Source organism: Stenotrophomonas sp. (genome assembly GCF_050737075.1).
Classification (GTDB): Bacteria; Pseudomonadota; Gammaproteobacteria; order Xanthomonadales; family Xanthomonadaceae; genus Stenotrophomonas.
In genome coordinates this window covers 17658-38808 of record NZ_JBOHXV010000045.1, presented here as the reverse complement: position 1 = coordinate 38808, position 21151 = coordinate 17658, and the positions used below count along the sequence as shown (strand labels likewise).

At 67.8% G+C, this 21151-nt stretch carries 17 protein-coding genes and 1 pseudogene; 6 read left to right on the top strand and 12 right to left on the bottom strand.

Annotation, left to right across the window (positions count from 1 at the left end):
- Nucleotides 1-27: 27 nt before the first annotated feature.
- Complete coding sequence (locus ACREPD_RS12310; RefSeq protein WP_431599607.1) at nucleotides 28-1257, bottom strand: acetylornithine transaminase; 1230 nt, start codon at nucleotides 1255-1257, stop codon at nucleotides 28-30.
- Nucleotides 1258-1322: 65 nt separating this feature from the next.
- On the opposite strand from ACREPD_RS12310, the gene ACREPD_RS12305 reads away from it, so the two are divergent.
- Nucleotides 1323-2195, top strand: coding sequence for an ion transporter (locus ACREPD_RS12305; RefSeq protein WP_431599606.1), 873 nt, complete (start codon nucleotides 1323-1325; stop codon nucleotides 2193-2195).
- Nucleotides 2196-2519: 324 nt separating this feature from the next.
- Here ACREPD_RS12305 and ACREPD_RS12300 read toward each other — a convergent pair whose 3' ends face one another.
- Both ACREPD_RS12300 and ACREPD_RS12295 read right to left on the bottom strand, forming a co-directional pair.
- Nucleotides 2520-3494, bottom strand: a complete 975-nt coding sequence (locus ACREPD_RS12300; protein WP_431599605.1) for a YiiG family protein — start codon at nucleotides 3492-3494, stop codon at nucleotides 2520-2522.
- Nucleotides 3495-3580: 86 nt separating this feature from the next.
- On the bottom strand, nucleotides 3581-4420 hold the full coding sequence (locus ACREPD_RS12295; protein WP_431599604.1) for an SDR family oxidoreductase: 840 nt from the start codon (nucleotides 4418-4420) through the stop codon (nucleotides 3581-3583).
- An 85-nt stretch (nucleotides 4421-4505) separates the two neighbouring features.
- Here ACREPD_RS12295 and ACREPD_RS12290 point away from each other — a divergent pair, with 85 nt between their 5' ends.
- Nucleotides 4506-5195, top strand: coding sequence for a hypothetical protein (locus ACREPD_RS12290; protein ID WP_431599603.1), 690 nt, complete (start codon nucleotides 4506-4508; stop codon nucleotides 5193-5195).
- 196 nt (nucleotides 5196-5391) lie between these two features.
- Here ACREPD_RS12290 and ACREPD_RS12285 read toward each other — a convergent pair whose 3' ends face one another.
- Nucleotides 5392-6054 carry a serine/threonine protein kinase gene (locus tag ACREPD_RS12285; protein WP_431599602.1) on the bottom strand — a complete coding sequence of 221 codons (663 nt, stop codon included), beginning with the start codon at nucleotides 6052-6054 and terminating at the stop codon, nucleotides 5392-5394.
- A 103-nt stretch (nucleotides 6055-6157) separates the two neighbouring features.
- Here ACREPD_RS12285 and ACREPD_RS12280 point away from each other — a divergent pair, with 103 nt between their 5' ends.
- Nucleotides 6158-8149, top strand: a complete 1992-nt coding sequence (locus ACREPD_RS12280; RefSeq protein ID WP_431599601.1) for a VTT domain-containing protein — start codon at nucleotides 6158-6160, stop codon at nucleotides 8147-8149.
- Between the two features lie 55 nt (nucleotides 8150-8204).
- Here ACREPD_RS12280 and ACREPD_RS12275 read toward each other — a convergent pair whose 3' ends face one another.
- The 3 genes from ACREPD_RS12275 to ACREPD_RS12265 form a co-directional block, all read right to left on the bottom strand.
- The gene (locus ACREPD_RS12275; RefSeq protein ID WP_431599600.1) at nucleotides 8205-8816 is read right to left on the bottom strand and encodes an LON peptidase substrate-binding domain-containing protein; all 612 of its coding nucleotides are present in this window, start codon (nucleotides 8814-8816) and stop codon (nucleotides 8205-8207) included.
- A 5-nt stretch (nucleotides 8817-8821) separates the two neighbouring features.
- A complete protein-coding gene (gene mpl, locus ACREPD_RS12270; RefSeq protein ID WP_431599599.1) occupies nucleotides 8822-10186 on the bottom strand; it encodes a UDP-N-acetylmuramate:L-alanyl-gamma-D-glutamyl-meso-diaminopimelate ligase in 1365 nt (454 codons plus the stop codon).
- A 394-nt stretch (nucleotides 10187-10580) separates the two neighbouring features.
- Nucleotides 10581-11144 (bottom strand): adenylate kinase, encoded by a 564-nt coding sequence (locus ACREPD_RS12265; protein WP_431599598.1) that lies wholly within the window; start codon nucleotides 11142-11144, stop codon nucleotides 10581-10583.
- 140 nt (nucleotides 11145-11284) lie between these two features.
- Here ACREPD_RS12265 and ACREPD_RS12260 point away from each other — a divergent pair, with 140 nt between their 5' ends.
- Nucleotides 11285-12541, top strand: a complete 1257-nt coding sequence (locus tag ACREPD_RS12260; RefSeq protein WP_431599597.1) for a 6-phosphofructokinase — start codon at nucleotides 11285-11287, stop codon at nucleotides 12539-12541.
- A gap of 39 nt (nucleotides 12542-12580) precedes the next feature.
- On the opposite strand, the gene ACREPD_RS12255 is transcribed toward ACREPD_RS12260, so the two are convergent.
- Complete coding sequence (locus ACREPD_RS12255; protein WP_431599596.1) at nucleotides 12581-13084, bottom strand: hypothetical protein; 504 nt, start codon at nucleotides 13082-13084, stop codon at nucleotides 12581-12583.
- Between the two features lie 326 nt (nucleotides 13085-13410).
- On the opposite strand from ACREPD_RS12255, the gene ACREPD_RS12250 reads away from it, so the two are divergent.
- Nucleotides 13411-15438, top strand: coding sequence for a sodium-translocating pyrophosphatase (locus ACREPD_RS12250; RefSeq protein WP_431599595.1), 2028 nt, complete (start codon nucleotides 13411-13413; stop codon nucleotides 15436-15438).
- 207 nt (nucleotides 15439-15645) lie between these two features.
- On the opposite strand, the gene ACREPD_RS12245 is transcribed toward ACREPD_RS12250, so the two are convergent.
- Complete coding sequence (locus tag ACREPD_RS12245; RefSeq protein WP_431599594.1) at nucleotides 15646-16008, bottom strand: YbaN family protein; 363 nt, start codon at nucleotides 16006-16008, stop codon at nucleotides 15646-15648.
- 28 nt (nucleotides 16009-16036) lie between these two features.
- On the bottom strand, nucleotides 16037-16624 hold the full coding sequence (locus ACREPD_RS12240; RefSeq protein ID WP_431599593.1) for a biliverdin-producing heme oxygenase: 588 nt from the start codon (nucleotides 16622-16624) through the stop codon (nucleotides 16037-16039).
- 183 nt (nucleotides 16625-16807) lie between these two features.
- Between ACREPD_RS12240 and ACREPD_RS12235 the strand changes: the two genes are divergently transcribed.
- Nucleotides 16808-17053: a DUF2789 domain-containing protein gene (locus ACREPD_RS12235; RefSeq protein ID WP_421569333.1), complete on the top strand. Its 246-nt coding sequence runs from the start codon at nucleotides 16808-16810 to the stop codon at nucleotides 17051-17053.
- Nucleotides 17054-17134: 81 nt separating this feature from the next.
- Here the strand turns inward: ACREPD_RS12235 and ACREPD_RS12230 are convergent, their stop codons facing one another.
- Both ACREPD_RS12230 and ACREPD_RS12225 read right to left on the bottom strand, forming a co-directional pair.
- Nucleotides 17135-20059 (bottom strand): TonB-dependent receptor domain-containing protein, encoded by a 2925-nt coding sequence (locus tag ACREPD_RS12230; protein ID WP_431599592.1) that lies wholly within the window; start codon nucleotides 20057-20059, stop codon nucleotides 17135-17137.
- Between the two features lie 133 nt (nucleotides 20060-20192).
- Nucleotides 20193-21143, bottom strand: a pseudogene (locus ACREPD_RS12225) (FecR family protein).
- Between the last annotated feature and the right edge of the window lie 8 nt (nucleotides 21144-21151).

The window sequence follows — 21151 nt, the reverse complement described above, 5'->3', positions numbered from 1 at the left end:
GTTCTACCCCGCCGTTTTCGTCCGGCCTCAGCGCGACGCGATGAACGACTGCACGGCTGCACGGAGGCGCTTCAAGCCCTCGGCAACTTCCTCATCCGTAATGTTCAACGCAGGCACGAACCGCAGCACGTCCGGCCCCGCCTGCAGCGTCAGCAGACCCAGCTCCGCCGCATGGTCGAGAATCACACCGGCCTGGCCGGCAAAGTCCTTGTCCAGCACAGCGCCCAGCATCAACCCGCGGCCACGCACCTGGCTGAACACCTTGAACTCGTCGTTGATCTTCCCCAGCCCATCGCGCAGCGCCTGCGACTGACGGCTCACGTTGTGCCCGATCTCCGGCGAAGAGAGCTTGCGCAGCGCCACACGCGCCACCGCCGCCGCCAGCGGGTTGCCGCCGAACGTGGTGCCGTGCGCGCCGAACTGCATCGCCTCGGCCACCTTCGGGCCGGCCAGCATCGCGCCGATCGGGAAGCCACCACCCAGGGCCTTGGCCAGGGTCACGATGTCCGGCTTGATCCCGTCCTGCCAGTGCGCGAACAGGGTGCCGGTGCGGCCCATGCCCGCCTGGATTTCGTCGAGCACCATCAGCGCGCCGTGCTGGTCGCACAGTTCGCGGATGCGCTGCATGAAGCCCGGCTTGGCCGGCATCACACCGCCCTCGCCCTGGATCGGCTCGAGCATCACCGCCGCCACGTCGCCGGCGGCCATCGCCGTTTCCAGCTGCACCTCGTCATTGAAGTCCACGTAGCGGAAGCCACCGGGCAACGGCTCGTAGCCTTCCTGGTACTTCGGCTGGGCGGTGGCGGTCACCGCCGCCAGGGTGCGGCCGTGGAAGCTGCCCCGGAAGGTCACGATCACCCGCTGGTGCGCCGGGCGGCCCTGCGAGGAGGCCCACTTGCGCACCAGCTTGATCGCCACTTCATTGGCTTCGGCGCCGGAATTGCACAGGAACACGCGCTCGGCGAAGCGCGAGGCGGTCACCAGCTCTTCGGCCAGGCGCAGCGGCGGTTCGCTGTAGAACACGTTGCTGGTGTGCCACAGCTTGCCGGCCTGCTCGATCAGCGCCGCCTTCAGGTCCGGATCGTTGTGGCCCAGGCCGCACACCGCGATGCCGGCAGCCAGGTCGATGAACTCGCGCCCCTGGTTGTCCCAGACGCGGGCGCCCTGGCCACGTTCGAGCACCACCTGGCGCGGCTTGTAGACCGGCAGGTAGTAATGCGACAAGGACAGAAGCGGGTCGGAGGCAGCGGCGGTCATGGCGGTCAGGGGTCCGGGAAAGGCCCCATTCTCGCGCGTCCACCGGGTGGGGCACAATGCGGGCCATGCGACCGTTCAGTGCCCCCCAGCTCAATCCCGCCACCGAGACCGGCTGGCGCCGGACCTGGTTCGACATCATCTACCGCCACGACACCCGCCGGTCGCGCAATTTCGACCTGCTGCTGGTCTACGCCATCATCGCCAGCGTGCTGGTGGTGATGTTCGACAGCGTGCAGCGCTTCCACATCGAGCACGCCAGTTGGCTGTACGTGGTCGAATGGGGCTTCACCCTGCTGTTCACCGCCGAGTACCTGCTGCGCCTGGTCGTGGTCAAACGCCCGCTGCGGTATGCGTTCAGCATCTGGGGCATCATCGACGTGGCCTCGATCCTGCCCACCTACCTGTCGCTGTTCATTCCCGGCGCGCAGAGCCTGCTGGTGGTCCGCGCACTGCGCATCCTGCGCGTGTTCCGCATCCTCAAGCTGACCCGCTACATCGAAGAAAGCGGCGTGTTGATGGAATCGCTGTGGCGCAGCCGGCGCAAGATCCTGCTGTTCCTGTTCACGGTCATCACCATCACCATCATCGCCGGCACGCTGATGTATGTGATCGAAGGCCCCAACCATGGCTTCACCAGCATTCCCAGCAGCATGTACTGGGCGGTGGTGACCATGGCCACGGTGGGCTTCGGCGACATCGTGCCGCAGACCGTACTGGGCCGCTTCGTCACCTCGGTGCTGATCCTGATCGGTTACAGCATCATCGCCGTGCCTACCGGCATCTACACCGCAGAGCTGGCCAACACCATGCGCGACGCCGACCTGGCCGCGCGCCGCGATGCACGCGGGTGCCCGCACTGCGGGCTGGAGGGGCACGAGCCGGATGCGAGGCATTGCCGGCGGTGTGGCAGCCCGTTGCCGGAGACGTTCAATACGTAGGGACACGCCGCGCGTGTCTGCTTTCCGTTCCGGGGTCATGAGCGCCGGAGGGGTGGCTTCGGATGGTCTAAACGTCGGCCCCCAATCGGTGACCGATGCTTTTTCGCTTCGGATGCTTGTGCCGCGCTGCGCGCGGTTGCCACGCATGGCGTGGCACTACGAATTGTTACGTGCGCAGGACGATTTCAATCAAACGCATGCCGAGGCGTAGAGCCACGCCGCGCCCCATGACCGGCGTGCGCCATTTCGATTAACGCGTCGCCACGCGCCCGGGAATATCCGCATCAACGGGGCATGATTCTGTTGCGTGGCTGCGTTTGGCGCTTACAACAGGTTGCTGCGTTGAACGAGGTCGTTGTATTTGTTCAACAGCTTCAGCGGCGAGCCGCTCGGGGCCAGGGTGGGATGCTCCATCCACTGGGTTTCCAGCTTGCTGTACGGCGTCTTGTCGCGCACGCGTGCCAACCGCTCCTTGCTCTCGCGGCGGAACTGCTCGGCCGACATCTCGAACGTGGACCACTTGGTGTCGTTCTGCGCCGGCTTGACCTTGGCATGCGCTTCGTCGGAGATCGCGTTGAACGCCGCCACGCGCTCGGCACCCGCCGCCACGTCGAAGCCATCTTCGCCCATCACCTCGACCAGGGTCTTGGCTTCGAGCATCATCGACAGCCGATAGAACTCCATCGTGCGCCCTTCCGCCTTCTCCAGTGCCGCCAACTGCTCGCGCTGGGCCTGGTCGTTCTGCTTCTCCAGCTCACCGCTGAACGTCTCGCTCGCGGTGATGAACGCCGTCAGCGCCGCCATCAGCGGGGCGTGGATCTGCTTGCCCTTGGCGAAGGCATCGTCCTGGAAGTCTTCGCGGTCGTAATAGTCATGCGCCTCTTTGGCCAGCGGAGCCATCGCATGCAACTGCGCGAGATAGTCCTTCGCGGCGCCGTCGAGTGCAGGCAGCTTCGGCTCGGCGGACAGCGCGCGGGCAATGCTTTCGTCGCACTTCTTCAGGCGGAAGTCGTCCACCACGGTGGGGCCATAGCCGCGTGACTCACGCCCGGTCGGGCCTGCTTTAACGTCCTTGATCCAGTCCGTGTACAGCCCGATGCCGCGATGCAGGTTGGCGTCCATGCTGTTGTAGCAGTCGATGTAGTCATTGAGCTTGACCGTCAACGACTGCTGCGCATCCAGCTGCTCGGTGGCCGCCTCGGCTGCCGGGTCGGCCTTGGCCGGGGATTTGTCGCCGCAGGCCGACAGGGCCAGCGCGATCGAAACGGCCAGGGCGGCCGCAGATACCACGTGCTTCATCAACATCTCCGTGTTGAAAACGTTTCCAGAGATGTCATTCTACCAGCCCGCGGCGATGCAGGTCGCTACATCGCCGTGGGTTCGGATCAGAGGAACAGGTCGGGCAGCAACGGCCGCGACGGATCCACCGCATAACCGCTCAGGTCGGTGATGCCCGCCTGCGCCAGCACTTCGTCGTCCAGCAGGAACTGCCCACTGAAGCCCGCCGCCTCGCGGGTCAGCACCGCATGTGCGGCGTCCGCCAGGATTTCCGGCGTACGGCAACCGCCCACATCCACGCCGGGAATCATGTTGATTGCGTCAGTGGCGATGACGGTGCGCGGCCACAGTGCATTGACGGCCACCCCCTGTGGCCCGAATTCGGCGGCCAAGCCGAGCGTGACAAAGCTCATGCCCATCTTGGCCAGCGTGTACCCGGTGTGCGGGCCCCACCACTTCGGGTCCAGGCTCGGCGGCGGCGCCAGGGTGAGGATGTGCGGATTGGGCGCCTGCAGCAGATGCGGCAGGCAGGCCTGCGCGCACAGGAAGCTGCCGCGCGAATTGACCTGCTGCATCAGGTCGAAGCGCTTCATCGGCGTATCCAGCGTGCCGCGCAGCCAGATCGCGCTGGCGTTGTTGACCAGGATATCGATGCCGCCGAAGGTATCCACGGCCGCGGCCACGGCGGCGCGCACCTGGTCTTCCTCGCGGATGTCGCACTTCAGCGCCAGTCCCTGCCCGCCGGCGGCGGTGACCGCCTCGGCCGCGCTGTGGATGGTGCCCGGCAGCTTCGGATTGGGCACGGACGACTTCGCCGCGATCGCCACATTGGCGCCATCGCGTGCCGCGCGCAGCGCGATGGCCAGGCCGATCCCGCGCGAGGCGCCGGTGATGAATAGGGTCTTCCCTTGCAGACTGGCCACGTCGATCAACTCCTGCGAATTCATGATCGGCCAAGTATGCCGCGCCCACGTGCAATTAACCGCTCCTTGCGGATAGTGGCACCCCGGTTACCGCTGCGAGGTATTCACCATGCGCCGTTCCCGCTCTCTGTTTTCCGCCATCGGACTGATCCTGATCGCTACCGCCTGCCAACGCGGCCCAGCAGACGCCAGCCCTGCGACGTCCGATGCCACTGCAGCGGCGAGTGCCGCATCCACTGAGCAGGCGTCCGCCAACGGCCCGCTGCGTTGGAGCAACGCGGTGGTCTGGAGCGGCGACCTCAACAGCTGCCGCCAAGGCGAGGCAGCCGCCACCCGCGAATGCCTGGTCAAGGCCATGCTCGCAGGGGGGGCTAGTGACGATGCGGTAGCCGCCGCCAAACAGTTGAGCAGTGGCGGCGAGCTGGCCTATGTCGATGCCTGGCATGACCAGGATGGAATCGGCGTGGCAACGGTGAACTACCCGTTCCGCGCCAACACCAACCAGGGCACCCGCCTGATCGATGCCAGCGGCAAGCGCATCGATGTGGATGACGTGCCGATGGACGACACGCTGCGCGCAGACCCGGACGTGCAGGCGATGCTGAAGGCCGATCCGCAGGCGATGCCGTTCCCACCGGCGCAGGCGGCAGGCAGCGCGCCGCTCGAGGGCGGCGGCGTTCGCCTGCTGTACCGCACGCCGCTACGTGAGTGCCATGCGTGTGCGGACGTGGGTAGCGTGCAAATCGGGTATGACTTTGACGCCAAGCGGAATTTCATTGCGCAACAAGTGGTGCCGTGACCTGCGACCAGGCGCAGCCACCCATGGGGTGGCTCTACGCGATTTCATCGCGATCGTCCTGTGCACGTAACAACGCGTAGCGCCGGGCTCTGCCCGGCAGCCGCGCGTAGCGCGGCACAAGCGTCCGAAGGCTATGCATTGCCGCGCGCAACCATGCAGCCGAGATTTAGACCGGCCGAAGCCGCCCATCAGGCGTTCAGGCCTTCGGCCCCTGCCCCTCGTTGTCTTCCCAGTGCAGGATCTTCCGGGTCACGAACCGGTACACCGGCTTGCCGGTGCGGAACCACAGGTCGCGCACCCACGAGTGGCGCTTGAGCACGCGCTTCTCGACCGGCGTCAGCGACTCGCGGCAATACATGCGCTTATGCTTCAGCAGGTGGCGCAGATCTTCCCGTGCCAGCAGGCGCATCCAGCGCGAGCGCGGGTTGCCGATCACCGCGAGCTGGAAATCGATCAGCGCCGGTGAGCCATCCTCGCGCACCAGCCAGTTGGCCTCCTTGGCCAGGTCGTTGTGCGCGATGCCGTGGCGGTGCACGCGCTGCAGCAGGCGGCGCGCGGCGCGGAAGTAGGCCAGGTCGCCACGCGGCGGGCGCTGGTACATGGCGTCGCCGGCCATGAAGCTGCGGTCCAGCCAGTGCCCATTCCAGGCCAGCAGCGTCGGGGTGTCGGCCATGCCATTCAGATGCGCCAGCGCGCGCGCTTCGCGCCGGGCCAGCCACCACGCCGGCAGGCGCAGCCACCACGGAGTGGCACCCAGGTCGCGGCGGACGAAACGCTGTCCGTCCTGCTCCATCAGCAGGATGCGGCCAAAGCTGTCAGCCTTCAGGGCACGGGCGGAAGGTGGAAGCGGGCGATTCATGGTCGCCATTCTAGGCGGCAGATCACGTTCATTGCCGACAGATGTCGCACATTGACGTCTTCTGGCCGGCAGTCAGTCACTTTGCTCCCCCTATAATCGACCCATGGACTCGTCATGGATCGATGCCACGCTCGCGTGGATCTCAGCTCACCCGGTGCTCGCCGGCGCCGTCATCTTCCTCATCGCCTTCTGCGATGCAGTGATCGTGCTCGGCGCCATCGTGCCCGCCCTGCCCCTGCTGTTCGCGGTGGGCGTATTCATCGGCCTGGGCCAGATCTCCGGGCCGTATGCGGTGGCATGCGCGGCGCTGGGCGCCTTCGCCGGCGACGGCATCAGCTACTGGATCGGCCGCCGCTGGGGCGACCGGTTGCGCGGGGTGTGGCCCTTCAGCCGCTACCCGCAGCTGCTCGACCGTGGCGAAACCATGTTTCGCCGCAATGCTTTCAAGAGCATCCTGGTCGCCCGCTACGTCGGCGCGATCCGCCCGTTCGTGCCCGCCATCGCAGGCATGATGAACATGCCGGCGATGCGCTACATCCAGGCCAGCGGCATGGCCAGCCTTTCCTGGGCGGTGCTGTTCCTGGCGCCGGGCTGGGTGCTGGGCGAGGCCTACGATGCAGTGGCCGCGGTGGCCGGGCGGCTGGTGATGGTGCTGGCGCTGGTCGGCGTGGTGATGGGCGTTGCCTGGGCGATCGTGCTGTACGGCTACCGCTGGTCCGCCGCGCGCATGGATACCTGGCTGGCAAGTCTGCTGCGCTGGTCGCAGCGGCACCCCACCCTCGGCCGCTATTCGGTCTCCGTCTTCGACCCGCAACGCCGCGAATCGGTGCCGCTGGCGATGCTCGCGCTGATGCTGTTGCTGCTGGGCTGGTGCTGGTTCGCCCTGCTGATGGCGGTGGTCGCCCATGGCGAGCCGCTGAGCCTGGACCTGGCCGTACATGACGCCATGCTGGCGCTGCGCAACCCGCTGGCCGACTACCCGATGGCCGCGCTCGCCTCGCTGGGCGCCTGGCAGGTGCTGATGCCGGCAACGGCGGTGACCATGGGCTACCTGATCTGGCGCCGGCGCTGGATGGCGGCCGCGCATTGGCTGGCCGCGCTGGCCTTCGGGCTGGCGCTGACCAAGCTGCTGGGCGCCACCGTGCACGTGGTGCGCCCGCCGGATGCCAGCAGCGGCTTTGGCTTCCCGTCGGTGTCGGTGACCATGGCCACCATCACCTTCGGCTTCTTCGCGGTGCTCATCGCGCGTGAACTGCCCGGCCGCACGCGGGTGTGGCCGTACCTGCTGTCGGGCGTCATCGTCAGCCTGATCGGCTTCGCCCGCATCTACCTGGGCGCGCACTGGCTGAGCGACGTGGTTGGCGGCATGTTGTTCGGCATCTTCTGGCTGCTGGTGCTGGGCATTGCCTACCGCCGCCGCTTCAACCGCTCGTTCTGGGTCAAGCCGGTGTCGTGGCTGTTCTATGGCACGTTCGCCGTGGCCGCGCTGTGGTATGCGCCGCGCAACATCGCGGTGAAGCTGCAGCGCTTCGAACCGGCCCAGCCGGTGCCGGCCAAGGTGGCCGCGAACGCGTGGTGGGACAGCCAGTGGCGCGACCTGCCGTCGCGCCGCAATGAATTCGACGATGACCAGCGCTGGCCGCTGGACGTGCAGGTGGCCGGGCCGCTGGCGCCGCTGCAGCAGCGCCTGGAAAGCCAGGGCTGGCGCGTACAGCCGCAAGCCGGCTGGGAACAGGCACTGGTGATGCTGGACAAGTCCGCCACGCCGGACGAAGTGCCGGTGCTGCCGGCGACGCTGGACACGCAGGTCGAATCACTGCTGTTGCTGCGCGCGGGCAACGCGCCCAACGAGATCTTCGCGCTGCGCCTGTGGCCGGCGTCTGCGGAGCTGCAGCCGGGCGAACAGCCGCTGTGGCTGGGCAGTGCACAGACCCTGCATTACCAGCAGCATTTCCATCTGATCGGGATGTGGCGGCCGATGCGCGGCATCGACCCGTCGCTGAAGGCGGTGCGCGATGCGTTGGAAGGGTTGCCGCAGCAGGTGGAGACCCATCCGGATACCGGCATGCCGGTGTTGCGGGTCCGCACGTATTGAGGAATCACGACCAACGGTCGTGATCTACCGGGCGGTGCCCCGCCCGGTCGCCGGGTTACCAGTTTTCGTCGATCTGCGTTGAGTTCGCCGGCATCCAGCGCAGCAGGTCGTCCAGGCGCTGATGCGGGTCGTCGTGCTGCAGCAGCTGCAACCGTTGTGATTCCTCGAGCGGCAGCAGCTCGGCCAGCCGCCAGCCCACCCACGCGGCCTCGTCCAGCTGCGCCGGATGGGTCGGTGCGAACGCACTGCCCGCCTGTTCGATGATGTGGCCCAGCACGGTCGCCAGCAGCGCATGCTGCGGGCGCAGTTCGTCGTCATGGTCGGGCGCGGCCCACTCGACCTCGGCCATGATCAGGCCGTTGTCGCGTACCCGCACCTGGCGGACATGGAAGCGCCGGTGGCCGCGCAGGCGCAGCACCAGCACGCCGTCGGCGCCCATGTCGAAATCGTCGATGCGCGCCTCGACACCGTGCGCGGCCGGGGTGGCCGGCGCGCCGACTTCCTCGCCGTCCAGGATCAGGCACACCCCGAACGGGATGTCGTTGCGGCTGCATTCGCGCAGCATGTCCAGGTAGCGGCGCTCGAACACCCGCAGCCCCAGTGCGGCGCCGGGCAGCAGCACCGCGTGCAGGGGGAACAGTGGCAGCGTGGCGGTAGGCTCGGTCATGGCCGTCAGGCCTGCTGCAGCTGGGCCAGGAAGCGGCGCGGCGCGCCGTCGAAGCCGCCGTTGGACATGAACACCACGTGGTCGCCCGGCTGTGCGATCTGCCCCAGCTGCGCCAGCAGCGCGTCGGTGTCGGGCACGGCATGCGCCTGTCCACGGACGGCGGCGATCACACCGGCGGCATCCCACGCCAGCTCGGGGCGGTGCAGGAACACCACCGCGTCGGCCAGCGCCAGCGACGGCGCAAGGGCGTCGGCATGCGCGCCGAGCCGCATCGAATTGCTGCGCGGCTCCATCGCCACCACGATGCGGCGCTGCCCCACCTTGGCGCGCAGGCCTTCCAGCGTGGTGCGGATCGCAGTCGGGTGATGTGCGAAATCGTCGTAGACGGTGATGTCGCCTGCGCTGCCGATCACTTCCAGCCGGCGCTTGACGCTGCGGAAGGTGGCGAGCGCGGGAATGACCGCCGCCGGCTCCACGCCCACCGCGTGCGCGGCGGCCAGGGCGGCCAGGCCGTTGAGCACATTGTGCCGGCCCAGCAGCGACCAGCGCACCTCGCCCAGCGCCACGCCGCGGTGATGCACCACGAAGGCGCTGCCGTCGGCGTTGACCAGCTCGGCATGCCATTCCAGCGACGGATCGAAGCCGAACCGCTCCACCGGCGTCCAGCAGCCCATGGCCAGCACTTCGGCCAGGTAGGCGTCTTCGCCGTTGACGATCAGGCGGCCGCGCGCCGGTACGGTGCGCACCAGGTGGTGGAACTGACGCTGGATCGCGGCGACGTCAGGGAAGATGTCGGCGTGGTCGTATTCCAGGTTGTTGAGGATCGCCACCAGCGGGCGGTAGTGCACGAACTTGCTGCGCTTGTCGAAGAAGGCGGTGTCGTACTCGTCGGCCTCGACCACGAATTCGCGGCCCTGCCCCACGCGCGCGGACACGCCGAAGTCCTCGGCCACCCCGCCGATGAGGAAACCGGGCTCACGGCCGGCGGCCTGCAGCAGCCAGGTCAGGATGGTGGTGGTGGTGGTCTTGCCATGGGTGCCGGCCACGGCCAGCGTGTCGCGGCCGGGCAACACCTGCTCGGACAGCCACTGCGCACCGGAGATGTAACGCTGGCCGGCGTCCAGCACCGCCTCGACGGCCGGGTTGCCGCGCGACAGCGCATTGCCGACCACCACCTCGTCGCAGTCGGCACCGACGCTGTCGGCCCGGTAGCCGGGGTCCAGCGCGATGCCCAGCTGTTCGAGCTGGGTGGACATCGGCGGATAGATCGCCTGGTCGCTGCCTCGGACCGTATGGCCCAGTTCCCGCGCCAACGCGGCCACGCCGCCCATGAAGGTGCCGGCAATACCAAGAATGTGGATCGTGCTCATCCCCCGATTGTCGCCTATCGCCAACGCTGCGGGGTAGAGCCACGCCGCGCCGCGTGACAGGCGGGCGCCGGTTCGATGAACGCATCGCCATGCGCGCGGACTCTGCCGCCGATACGGGACGTGATTCTTGCGTGGCTGCGCACCAACCATCGAAAAGGAGGTCGGGGTGTAAGGGAATCCCCGATAGCGGTGTACTGTGAAGACGGACACAATTCATGGCGCCCGCCGCAGTACCCCATTGGTCCTACTCCCCAAGAGGCCATCCCCAGGGGGGCTCATATTGTGGGGCTCTGAGCAAGCCCGATCGCTGGCGCCTTACACCGCACGCCCGGCTCCAACAGGACCGGGCGTGCGCGTGTAGGTTGAAGGCGCCGCCAGGCGGCGCCCGCAGGGTTCAGCCCTTGATCGCCGCGTGGATGCGCGCTTCCACTTCTTCCAGCCCGCCCACGCCATCGACGCGTGCCAGGGTGCCGCGACCCGCATAGAAATCCACCACCGGCGCGGTCTGGTCGGTGTAGACCTGCAGGCGCTGGCGAACGGATTCGGGATTGTCGTCGGCGCGGCCCTGTTCGGCGGCACGGCCGGCGATGCGCTCGACCAGCAGCTCGCTCGGCACGTCCAGCTGCACCACCGCGTCCAGCGGCTGGCCGATCTTGGCCAGCAGCGTGTCCAGCGCATTGGCCTGGGCCACGTTGCGCGGGTAGCCGTCAAGGATGAAGCCGTTGGCCACATCGTCCTGGCCCAGGCGCGACTCGAGCATGCCCAACAGGATGTCGTCGGACACCAGGTTGCCGGCATCCATCACCGCCTTGGCCTGCTTGCCCAGCGCGGTGCCGGCGGCCACTTCGGCGCGCAGCAGGTCACCGGTGGAAATGTGCGCAATGCTGAGGTGTTCCTTCAGGCGCGTCGCCTGTGTCCCCTTGCCCGAACCGGGCGGTCCCAACAGAACCAATCGCATCAACCTGACTCCAACTTGGTAAAAAATGGAAGGGCGCGCGCCCCGGGATTGTCCACAATCACGCTGCACCGCAATACACGCACTTTACCTCATACCGGTAATGTCGCTGCAATGTCCTTCCCCCAGACCAAGGCCACACCATGTCCAAAGGTACCCTGCTCTACGCCCAGTCAGGTGGCGTCACCGCCGTCATCAACGCCACCGCCTCGGCGGTGATCAGTACCGCCAGGGCCAAGGGAATCAAGGTCTTGGCCGCGCGCAACGGCATCCTGGGCGCGCTGCGCGAGGAGCTGATCGACACCTCGAAGGAGTCGGCGGCGGCCATCGCCGCCCTGGCCCACACCCCCGGTGGGGCCTTCGGGTCGTGCCGCTACAAGCTGAAGTCGCTGGAGGCCGACCGCGCCCGCTACGAGCGCCTGCTCGCGGTGCTGCGTGCCCACGACGTGCGCTGGTTCCTCTACAACGGCGGCAACGACTCGGCCGACACGGCGTGGAAGGTGTCGCAGCTGGCCAAGGCCTTCGATTACGACCTGACCTGCATTGGCGTGCCCAAGACCATCGACAACGACCTGGCGGTGACCGACACCTGCCCGGGCTTCGGGTCGGCCGCCAAGTACACGGCCGTGTCGGTGCGCGAGGCGGCGCTGGACGTGGCCGCCATGGCCGAGACCTCCACCAAGGTGTTCGTGTACGAGGCCATGGGCCGTCACGCCGGCTGGCTGGCCGCCGCGGCCGGGCTGGCCGGGAACGGTCCCGACGAGGCGCCGCACATCATCCTGCTGCCCGAGCGCGCCTATGACGAGGCCGCCTTCCTGGCCAAGGTGAAGCAGGTGGTGGAACGCGTGGGGCATTGCGTGGTGGTGGCCTCCGAAGGCATCCAGACCGCCGATGGCCGCTTCGTGGCCGATGCCGGCGGCGGCAAGGATTCGTTCGGACATACCCAGCTCGGCGGCGTGGCCTCGCAGCTGGCCGCGCGGGTCAAGGACGCGCTGGGCTACAAGGTGCACTGGACCCTGCCCGACTACCTGCAGCGCTCGGCACGGCATATCGCGTCGAAGACCGACTGGGAACAGGCGCAGGCGGTCGGCAAGGCCGCCGTGCAGTACGCCCTGAAGGGCCAGAATGCGGTGATGCCGGTGATCGTGCGCACCGGCGACGCGCCATACCGCTGGAAGATCGAGCCGGCGCCGCTGCACAAGGTGGCCAACCACGAGAAGAAGATGCCGGCCGGCTTCATCCGCCGCGATGGCTTCGGCATCACCGACAAGGCCCGCGCGTACCTGTCGCCGCTGATCAAGGGCGAGGCACCGTTGCCGTATGGCACCGACGGGTTGCCGAAATACGTCACCCTGAAGAACGTGGCGGTGAAAAAGAAATTGCCGGCATTCGAGGCGTAACGGTCAAACCGGTGCCACGGAGCCACGCAACGCGTGGCTCTACCGGCAGGCCTTCCCCTCCACCGTCATCTGCGCCGCGAACATCGGCACCTGCGCGATCTTGCCGGCGGCGGCCTGCTTCTTGGCGTCTTCCAGATAGATGCGCGACTGGCCCTGGCCGTCCAGCTCGGTCTTCTGCACCACCGGCATGCGCCACACACGCACCACCGCCTGCTGCGCAGGGCAGGCGGCACTTGGCACCCGGATCACGTCGTTGAGCTTCCAGCCCTTGGCTTCGCTGGGCTGCGCCTTGTCGTAGTCGACAAAACGCGCGCGCGGCTGGCATTGCTCACTGGTACGCACCACGGCGAACTTGTAGGGCTGTGCGGCGTTGCCGGTGAACACGCCTTCCAGGCGTGCGCAGGCCTCGGGAATCTGGCGCAGGGTGTGCGCGGTGTTCACGGCCTGGGCCGCACCGACCGGGCGCTGCAGCTCGGGGGTTTCGGCGGCGGTGGCGGTGAGGACCGGCAGCAGGGCGAGCAGGATGAGGTGGCGGGGGGACATGGGCGGGGCCTCCTTGGGGATGGAGGGAGGCTGCACTGGGAGGGATGAATGGTGTGGCAAGGCCAAGCCGAAGCAGGCCGGGCAGAGCCCGGCGCTACGGTGCTTGCGCGCCCCCAAACGAGACGTGGCTGGCATCCCGGCGCATGGATGCCGCTGTTGTGGAGCATTTCCCTGCATAATCGGGGCGCACCAGGATTGCTGAACAAAGCCACACGCTTGATGACCGGGTACGGTCTGAACGGGTTGGTCCATCGTTGCAGCCCGTTGTGCCCCGCGTGGTGAGGTTCGTCCGTCGACTGGATGCCATCCATCACCCGGGAGGGGACATGCTGGAACGTTATGGGCTATCTCTGGCGCTGTTCTGCGCCATTCTCGCGATTCTCTACGGCATCGTGTCGGCACGCTGGATTCTCCGGCAACCGGCTGGCAATGCCCGCATGCAGGAAATCGCCGCCGCCATCCAGGAAGGCGCGCGCGCCTACCTCAACCGCCAATACCTCACCATCGGCATCGCCGGCGCCTTGCTGTTCGTACTCGTCGGCATCTTCCTCAGCTGGTACACCGCGATCGGCTTCGCGATCGGTGCGGTGCTGTCCGGTGCGGCCGGCTACATCGGTATGAACGTCTCGGTCCGCGCCAACGTGCGTACCGCCGAAGCGGCCCGCAACGGCCTCAGCGCCGCCATGGATGTCGCGTTCCGTGGCGGGGCGATCACCGGCATGCTGGTGGTCGGGCTGGGCCTGCTCGGCGTGGCCGGCTACTACGCGCTGCTGCTGCGGATGGGGCTGGACACTGCCGCAGCGCTGCACGCGCTGGTCGGACTCGCGTTCGGTTCGTCGCTGATCTCGATCTTCGCGCGGTTGGGTGGCGGCATCTTCACCAAGGGTGCCGATGTGGGCGCCGATCTGGTGGGCAAGGTGGAGGCCGGCATTCCCGAGGATGATCCGCGCAACCCGGCGGTGATCGCCGACAACGTGGGCGACAACGTCGGCGACTGCGCCGGCATGGCTGCCGACCTGTTCGAGACCTATGCGGTGACGGTGATCGCCACCATGCTGCTCGGCAGCCTGATGATCGCCGAAGCCGGTCGCAACGCGATCCTCTACCCGCTGGTGCTGGGTGGCGTATCGATCATTGCCTCGATCATCGGCGCGCTGTTCGTCAAGGTGAAGCCGGGCGGTTCGATCATGGGGGCGCTGTACAAGGGCGTCATCGTGTCGGGCGTGCTGGCCGCGATCGCGTTCTACCCGATCACCCTGCAGCTGATGCCGGACAACGCGCATGGCGCCTTGAACCTGTACATCTGCGCGCTGATCGGGCTGGTCCTCACCGGGCTGATCGTGTGGATCACCGAGTACTACACCGGCACCCAGTACAAGCCGGTGCAGCACGTGGCGCAGGCGTCCACCACCGGCCATGGCACCAACATCATTGCCGGCCTGGGCGTGTCGATGAAGTCCACCGCACTGCCGGTGATCGCGGTGTGCGCGGCGATCTGGCTGGCGCACTTCCACGGCGGGCTGTACGGCATCGCCATCGCCGCCACCGCGATGCTGTCGATGGCCGGCATGATCGTGGCGCTGGACGCCTACGGGCCGATCACCGACAACGCCGGCGGCATCGCCGAGATGGCCGAGTTGCCGCCGGAGATCCGCAACATCACCGACCCGCTGGATGCCGTCGGCAACACCACCAAGGCGGTGACCAAGGGCTATGCGATCGGCTCGGCGGCACTGGCCGCGCTGGTGCTGTTTGCCGATTACACCCACAACCTGCAGGCGGCGCATCCGGGCGAGGTGTTCGCCTTCGACCTGTCCGACCACACGGTGATCATCGGCCTGCTGATCGGCGGCCTGATCCCCTACCTGTTCGGTGCGATGGCGATGGAGGCGGTGGGGCGTGCGGCCGGTGCGGTAGTGGAGGAAGTGCGCCGCCAGTTCCGCGAGATTCCGGGGATCATGGAGGGCACCGGGAAGCCGCAGTACGACCGTGCGGTGGACATGCTGACCCGCTCGGCGATCCGCGAAATGATCGTACCGTCCCTGTTGCCGGTGGCGGTGCCGGTAGTGGTGGGCCTGTTGCTGGGGCCGCGCGCGCTGGGCGGGCTGCTGATCGGCACCATCGTCACCGGGTTGTTCGTGGCCATTTCGATGACCACCGGCGGCGGTGCCTGGGACAACGCCAAGAAGTACATCGAAGATGGCCACTTCGGCGGCAAGGGCAGCGAAGCGCACAAGGCGGCGGTGACCGGCGATACGGTCGGCGACCCGTACAAGGACACCGCGGGCCCGGCGATCAACCCGTTGATCAAGATCATCAACATCGTGGCGCTGTTGCTGGTGCCGTTGTTGTAGAGCGTGTTTGCCCCCTGACCAACAGTCGGGGGCTAGCTCGTAGAGCCACCCCATGGGTGGCTTCGCGGTGCCGGAACGGAGAGCAGCCACCCATGGCGGTTTACGTGCGCAGGATCATGGCTTTGACACGCATGGCGTGTCACTACGATCCTTGGTCGCTCGGGTCCGTAGAGACACGCCATGCGTGTCCCGCGCGTTGCCCGGTTGTTACGGCAACGGCGTCGGCCGCGACAACACGTACGCCGCGCTCGCCGCGAAAAACAGCCCCACCCCAAGCAGCAACGGCCACGACGGCCGCGCGCCCCAGCAGAACATCGCAAAACCAAATGCCATGCCGCCGGCGGCGAACGCCTTGCCCTTGCGGCTGACGGCGCCCTGCTCACGCCACGCGCGCAACGCCGGGCCATAACGCGGGTGCTCCAGCAGCTTGCGCTCGAAGCGCGGCGAACTGCGGGCGAAACACCCTACCGCCAGGATCAGGAAGATGGTGGTGGGCATCACCGGCAACAGCGCGCCGATCACCCCCAGCGCCACCATCAGCCAGCCCAGGCAGAACCAGAGCCACCGCATCAGCGCGGTCCGGTGCGGGCGTCAGTGCTCATGCGAACTCCAGCTCCACGTGGTCGTGCACGCTGCGGAATGCCGCGTCCGCCGCATCGATCACCTGCTGCTCCTCGGCCTCGCTGAGCACCACGCCGTCCAGCGCGGCGGTGAAGGCCCGCCAGTGGCGCGCGGCACCGTCGGGGTGCGCGGCCAGGTGGCGTGCGCCGAAATCGGCATCCAGGCCGAGCTGGCCGGCCATCTTGTACAGGATGGTGCCGCCGAGGTTGGAGCCCTCGGCCACGTACAACCAGCCCAGCGCCGCCGGCAGCGGCAGGTCCGGGTGCAGCCGCATGGGCACCGGCGCGGGCAGGGTCTGTTCCAGGTCGCGCAGGTCGCGGGTGACCTGCGGCAGCCGCCGGCGTTCGGCCAGGTCCGGCAGCAGGGCGTCCAGCGCGGCGTTGGCGTACAGCGCGTCGATATCGCGGTGGAAGCGGTATTGGACGCGCAGGAAGCGGGCGAAGCGCGCGCGGTCGGCGAAGATCTCGCCGGCCATGATGCGCTTGTCCAACGCGCCGTGGCTGTCGCGGGTTGCAGCCTTCAGGCGTTGGCTGCGGGTGGCTTCAAGGGTATCGATGGCAGTCATGGCGTTATGGCAGGAAGAGATGGCCGCACCACGCAGAGCGCGGTACAGGGATAAGACGCCTGCCACGCAGACTACCCCAACCCGGATTGCCGGGTCGCGTGCCCTCCCCCGATCCGGCGATGCCATCCTCACCCGGGCGTGGCGATAATGCGGGCTTCGTATCGCCCCACAAGGATTGCCATGATGGACACCACCGAAACGCGCATGACCACCCTGTTCCAGCAGTTGGGGCTGGAGGCCAGCAATGAGGCCATTGCCGCGTTCATTCTCCAGCACCAGCTACCGGCCGAGGTCAAGGTGACCGAGGCGCCGTTCTGGAACGACGGCCAGCGCCAGTTCCTGGGCGAGCAGCTCAAGTCGGATGCGGAGTGGGCCATCGTCGTCGATGAGCTCAATGAAGCGCTGCATGCGGATTCGGTTGCGGGTTGAGAGCCGGCGGCGTTGCGAGCAGCCACGCATGGCGTGTCGCTACGTGAGGCGCGGCGGCTTATCTGCCGCGCCTCGTTCTGATCAATAGCGCCAGGTCAACGCCAGGCGCATGATCCGGCCCGGTGCCGGCATCACGCCCAGCGCCAGCGGGTCCAGGTAGTAGCGATCGGTCAGGTTGTCCACGTTGAAGTCCAGCGCCAGCCGTTCGCTGGCCTGCCAGCTGGCGAACACGTCGACGATGGTGGCCGGCTGGTACAACTGCTGGATCGCCGACAGCCCCACGTTCCATTCCTTGTCCAGCTTGCTGATCGGCCCACCGTTGTGGATGACGCGGGTGCCGAAGCTCAGCCGCTGGTCGAGCAGGCGCGCGCCCAGGGTCAGGTTCGCGGTGTAGCGCGGCGGGTTCTGCGTGTTGCTGTAGGACCCTTCGAAACCACCGTCCACGCAGTCCGGCGTGTTGGCCAGCTCTTCGATCTTGCGCTGCACGCCGTACGCGCGACGCTCGGCGGCGATGTCCGGGGCGCAGGTCTTGGCCTCGACGTAGTAATGCGCCGACAGGTCGGCGAATACCTTGCCGCCGTCATAGCTGGACTGGAATTCCAGGCCGGACACCTTGAAGCGGTCGATGTTGCGGATGTACCCCGCCGACAGCGTGCGGTAGTCGCGGGTGATCAGGTCGTCGATACGCGTGTTGAAGTACGCCAGCTTGAATGCCGCCTGGTCGCCCGTCCCGAACAGATCATTCCTGACCGTGCTCACGCCCACTTCCCAGGTGCCCGCGCGCTCGGGCTTGAGCTCGTCGCCGACGGGCTTGGCAGCGGTGAACAGGCCCAGCGTGCTTTCAAACAGGCTGGGCAGCTTCACGCCTTCGGCGTACTTCACGTACACCATCGTCTCGTCATTGAAGCGGTAGGTGACGCTGGCCGTGGGCATGAACGCGTTGTCGGTGCGCCGGATCGGCTGCGACCAGGTCCAGCTGGTCGGCACGATCAGGTCTTCGGTGGCGGTGACATCGTGGAAGTTCCAGCCGCTGATGTCGGCGACGGTGCCCTTCTTGTACGGCGAGGCCAGCAGCGAGGCTTCGGTGAACTGGCCGTTCGCATCCGGGTACCAGTTGAGCATGGCGATGCGCTGCGCACGCCACGCCGGCAGCGCCGGGTTGCCGTTGAGCAGCTGGGTGTAGCGGTACTGTCCGATCACCTCCTCGCCGTCCGGCGTGGCCAGGCGGTTGCGGTCGTGGATGCTGACGCGGTTGAAGCGGCCGCCCACCAGCAGTTCCCAATGCTCGTCGGGGAGCCACTTCATCGAGGCCACCGCGCTGTATTCCTTACGCTCGGCATTGCGCAGGAAGCGGTTGTTGATCAGGTCGTCATGCTTGATTGGCGAGTTGCGGCCCGGACCGACGTCCTCGTCGCTGTACGACACGCCGTAGTCGAAGGTGAACAGGCCGGCGCTGTCGGTGGCCACATGCGTGGTGTTGGACACGTCCAGGCCGAGGCGCTGCTGCTGCATGCCGTTGCGGTAGGCGTCCTTGTAGCCCGGGTCGGTGTTGAAGGTCGGGCCGTCATACCACTCGGTGCGGCGGTCGAAGTACCACGGCGTGATGCCGGTGAGGCCGTTGTACATCAGGCTGTCGGCGTCGGTGTACCAGAGGTTGGCCTTGAGATCGACGACGTCGTTGTCCGGGTTGAAGCGGTAGCGCAGGTTGTAGGCATCCATGTCCACGCTGCCCGGCTCCCACTGCGGCACGCGGTCGCGGTCCACGCGGATGATCTGCGAGGCCATGATTTCGCCCTGCCGCCCGCTGTAGCGGCGATAGCCGGCTTCCAGGGTCTGGCTCTCATCGATCCGCCAGGTGCCCTTGAGCAGCACCGAATTGGACTTGGACGAGGTATTGAAGACCTCGGTGTTGGGCGGATTCAGCGGGGCGAGCGTGCGCCGGGTCTGCGGGAAATCGTCGTAGCCGTGCTTGCCGGAATAGTAGTTGCCGGTGTCGCGCCAGGCGTAGGCGGCGACCAGGTCGAAACGGTCCCAGTGCCTGGCGCCGGCAATGTTGAAGAACTGCCCGCCCAGGCTGTTGCGGTTGGTGCCCGGCGTGCCGCCGTAGGCCGGCAGGTCGCGCGCGCTGCCGTTGGACACGCCGCTACGCACGCGCAGGCCGCTGTCCTGGCCGTCGCGCAGCACGTCGCCGGCGTTGAGCGTCTCCATTTCCACCACGCCGCCAATGCCGCCGGACGCGTTGGCGCCCAGGCTCGGGCCCTTGGTGACGGTGAGGCTGGAGATCAGGTCGGGGTCCAGGTAGGTGCGCTGCGACTGCCCGGCATACCCGCGATAGGTGTCCATCGTGGACTGGCCGCCGTCGATGATCACCGGGATGCGGCTCTGGCCCTGGATGCCGCGGATGTTGAGGTCCAGCGCATTGGCGCTGCGCGGATCGCCTGCGGTGACGCCGACCACGCCCTTGACGATGTCGGCGGTGGACGTGCCGCGGAAGCGTTCAATCGTGGCGCGCGGCACGAACACGCTCGAGCCGGTGTTGCGGTACACATCCAGCGCGCGCTCGGCATCGCTGCCGGCATCGAACTGATCGCCGGCCACGCGCAACGGCGCGCTGACGATCACGCCTTCCGCGCGCGCGGCAGGCGCGGCACGCTCCAGCGTGACCGCACCGGCGCCAACCGCACGCGGCGCCAGCCCACTGCCCTGCAACAGCTGCGCCAGCGCGGTCTGCGCATCGAGCGAACCGCTCACTGCGGTGGAGTTCACCCCCGTCGCCAGCGCCGCCGGATAGGCCACCTGCACGCCGGACTGGCGCATGTAGCTGCGCAGCGCGTCGGCCAGGGGCTGGGCGGGAATGTCGAAGCGGTGGGTGGCACGCGTCATGGCGCTGTCGGAGGACTGGGCCAGCGCCGGCACTGCGCTCACCGGCACCAGGCCGGCGGCGAGCAACGCGATGCAGAGACGGGACGGGCGCGGACGTCGGCCCGGTCGGGAAGTGGGGAGCATGCTGAAACCTGTTGAAGAGGCAATGCCGTGGAAACGGCGTCCCCGCACAAGGTGCGGGCGCTGCGAAGTACGTGGCGGCGGCGGGTACGTTCGGGGGTAAGACGAATGGGGAAGGCCATTCCCCAAGACCGCGTCAGCGGTCGGCAGGCGCCACGATCGCCACGCCCATCGGCAGCCGCGTGATGCGCAGCCCGCCAGACATGGCCAACGCATCCAGCGCCTGCTCGGGCTGGTCCACGCGCAGCGCGGCGTTGACCGCCGGCAGTGCCGCCAGGTCGCCACGCAGGAAGGTCGGCCCGGACCGGTAGCGCGCGATCTGCGCCACCGCATCGGCCACGTCGGCCGTTTCCAGCAGCAGCTCGCCATCGCGCCAGGCCGCGATCCGGTCCGGCGCCACGTCGCTGCGCCGTGCGACCCGGCCATCGGGCGTGAATCCGGCGCGCTGCCCGGCCAGCAGATAGGTCCAGGCGCCATCGGGTGTTGCCGCGATCCGCACCTGCCCCTGTGAGACCTCGGTGTCCACCCCGTGCGCGGTGCTGGCCACGGCGAACGCCGTGGCGATGTCCTCCACTACCCCACCCTGCGCGGTGACCCGGAACGGCTGCTCGCGGCCCGGGGCAACCTCGAACCACGCCCGCCCGCGCAGCAGGCGGATGCTGCGCTGGGTGTCGTCGTAGTCCACGGCGATGGCCTAATCCGCATCCAGCACCGCACGGCTGCCATCGGGCAACGCAACCGTGGTCACTTCATGGGTCGTCAGGTGATCGGCGCGCAGCCGCAGCCAGGCATCCGGCGCCACCCAGACCAGTGCCAGCGCGGCCGCCAGGGCCAGGCCGATGCGCGCGAAGCGTCGCCGCGGCGGCGCCACTGCGGCCGGCGCCTCGCCCACGGCACGCCACAACTGGCGTTCGAATTCGAACGCACGCCGGTGCCCCGGCGCCGACAGCCAGCGCTCGAATTCCTGCATGCGCGGCTCGTCCACCGCGCCGGACGCCAGCCATGCGATCCAGGCCTGCGCTTGTTCGGCGACCAGGTCGGGATGGGACGGCGGTGGCGGTGCGGCTGGGGTGTCGTGCGGGCTCATGGCTGGCG